The organism is Halomonas icarae (assembly GCF_009901955.1).
Taxonomy (GTDB): Bacteria; Pseudomonadota; Gammaproteobacteria; order Pseudomonadales; family Halomonadaceae; genus Halomonas; species Halomonas icarae.
This window is the reverse complement of the sequence record NZ_WUTS01000007.1, coordinates 1-796: the sequence shown is the minus strand read 5'-3', so window position 1 is coordinate 796 and position 796 is coordinate 1. Positions and strand designations below refer to the sequence as shown.

At 64.3% G+C, this 796-nt stretch carries 1 protein-coding gene; it reads right to left on the bottom strand.

Features of this window, described 5'->3' with window-relative positions; genetic code table 11:
- Positions 1-32 precede the first annotated feature (32 nt).
- Positions 33-796 (bottom strand): IS66 family transposase (tnpC, locus tag GRB80_RS15805; RefSeq protein ID WP_161424384.1); only part of this gene is annotated, 764 nt, incomplete at its 5' end.

Genomic DNA, 796 nt, shown 5'->3' with positions numbered 1-796 from the left:
GTAAGCGAACGGGCATCACCGCTTGCGAGTAATCAGGCAGTGTGCTGCCAGTGATGGGGCAGGAGCTCGTGGAGCTGGCTGGCCTTGTGGGTCGGCAGCCGTTCCAGCACGTCCTTCAGGTAGGCGTAAGGCTCGTGGCCGTTCAGCTTGGCGCACTGGATCAGGCTCATGATGGTGGCGGCGCGCTGGCCACTGCGCAGCGACCCGGCAAACAGCCAGTTCGAGCGGCCCAGCGCCCAGGGGCGAATCAGGTTTTCCACCCGATTGTTGTCGATGGGCAATCCACCGTCATCGAGGTAGCGCGTCAGCGCCGCCCAACGCTTCAAGCTGTAATCCAACGCTTTCGCCGTCGCTGAGCCGTTCGGGACCTTCTCGCGATGAGCCAGCATCCAACGGTGTAGCGCGCCGGCAATCGGCCTTGCTCTGGTGTCGCGTAGCCGCTGGCGTTCTTCCGCGGTCAATGAACGGGCCTCACGTTCCACCTGGTAGAGTTGACCGATCAGCTCGATGGCCTGACCGGCGATCTGGCTCTTCCCGGCCACATGAAGGTCGACGAACTTGCGCCTGGCGTGAGCCATGCAGCCAATCTCGGTGACGCCGTTGGCGAAACTCTGCTTGTAGCCGCTGTAGTCGTCGCAAACCAGCTTGCCCCGCCACTCGCCGAGGAAGTCACGGGCATGCTGGCCGCCGCGCCCCTCGCTGAAGTCGTAGACCACCGCCTGCAACCCGGCGTAAGGCGTGGTGGCATAGGCCCAGAGGTAGGCGCGGTGTGTCGTCTTCTTGCCCGGGGCCAGCA